The 1,268-nt window shown below is 53.0% G+C and carries 2 protein-coding genes and 1 pseudogene; all 3 read right to left on the bottom strand.

Features of this window, described 5'->3' with window-relative positions; translation table 11 throughout:
• Positions 1 to 66: 66 nt before the first annotated feature.
• The gene (locus C7H10_RS01155) at positions 67 to 396 is read right to left on the bottom strand and encodes a hypothetical protein (protein ID WP_106693218.1); all 330 of its coding nucleotides are present in this window, start codon (positions 394 to 396) and stop codon (positions 67 to 69) included.
• Between the two features lie 139 nt (positions 397 to 535).
• On the bottom strand, positions 536 to 919 hold the full coding sequence (locus C7H10_RS01150; RefSeq protein ID WP_106693350.1) for a hypothetical protein: 384 nt from the start codon (positions 917 to 919) through the stop codon (positions 536 to 538).
• A gap of 128 nt (positions 920 to 1,047) precedes the next feature.
• Positions 1,048 to 1,268 (bottom strand): annotated as a pseudogene (locus tag C7H10_RS01145) (group II intron reverse transcriptase/maturase); the annotation flags it as partial.

The following is a 1,268-nucleotide window of genomic DNA, read 5'->3' as shown; positions in this document are numbered from 1 at the left end:
CGAAGGAGCCATGGAAAGGGCGTCCGGCGGCCATCGGCCGCGTACTGCTGCGCCTTGTTATGAGTTTTACGGGATTGGAGCATGCTTAATCCAATAAGGGGCCGTATAACCCAGTACACCCCCAATAAGCGCGCCCACGACAACGGACTCTCCGCTGCCAACAAAAATCAGCCCAATTAAGGCTCCGGCCATTGCTCCTGAAGAAAGCTCGTAGGCCCATGCATGCTTGAAAGCCTTTGGCTCAATAGAGGGTGCCGCTAATAATCCCAAAAAGATCCCCACTACAGCAACTGCAAGCAGTCGAGCCCAATCCCCAAAGAAGAACATTAGCGAGAGAACTGAGGCGAAACCCGCGAAGAGCAAGACGGAAATTGAAATCACTTTTAGCTTAGACATAGGACTCGTCTTTACTCATAACGCTTGCAGCATGCGCGCCCATGGAATGGAGCCGAAGGCGCAATGTAATGGGCGTCGCCGTGCCTGCACTGGTTATGTTCTCCAAACTTATAGCACCGGAACCGAAGGTCCGTTGTGGTTAACGAAGCTTCAGCATTTTTTGGAGTTCTTTCAGTGCATTAACCACCCGGTAGAACTCGTCCTTAATTGGCTCAGGCGCTTTGTATGGCACGTCACCTTCAGTGTGAGCCAAACGAATTGCCTCGTGATAATTCTCAATGAGCGAGTCCAATTTTTTGCGTTGACGTCTCGTCATGTGGGGTTTGAGCTGAGAAATATCAGCATCGTCCCATTTCGCCCACACATACCCATTTTGCGCCTGCTCCTCTGCCTGGATCAGGCGCTCATATATGGGAGCGGCAACCTGGTTAAATTCCTTACGCCTGTCACGCCCCAGCGCAAGACGATGGCCAATAAACCCACCGACCAATAAACCAAAGATTACTGAGACCAGTTCCGACAACTATCAAAACTCCGAGTTTGCGAAAAAAACATAATCGGGATAGGGAGGCACCTCACGATGCCCCTCCTCCCACATCACCGGGCATACGGATCACGTACCACGGCGATTCAGTGACTTGATTCAACCCGTTACCGTACTGCCAATTCCGGCAGTCCATAGCTCCGAAACAACCGGGCCGGTAAGGCTTCCCGCAGGGCCGGCGAATGACTCAGCCGCCACGGGCCGTGGGCTGATTTGGCGGTGTTCCAGGCCAGTTTGACCGAGACACCCCGCTTTCTCAGCTCACGATACCCCCTTCGGCCCCATTGCTTCCACACGTAACTTCTCATTCTCCGCCGTATCCACTTGT

It is taken from the genome of Marinobacter shengliensis (genome assembly GCF_003007715.1).
Classification (GTDB): domain Bacteria; phylum Pseudomonadota; class Gammaproteobacteria; order Pseudomonadales; family Oleiphilaceae; genus Marinobacter; species Marinobacter shengliensis.
Note: the sequence above shows the minus strand (reverse complement) of the source record. Positions and strands in the feature narration are given on the sequence as shown.

Excerpts from the sequence above, each read along its gene's own strand:
- C7H10_RS01155 (WP_106693218.1), bottom strand. The coding sequence starts at position 396 with ATGTCTAAGCTAAAAGTGATTTCAATTTCCGTCTTGCTCTTCGCGGGT.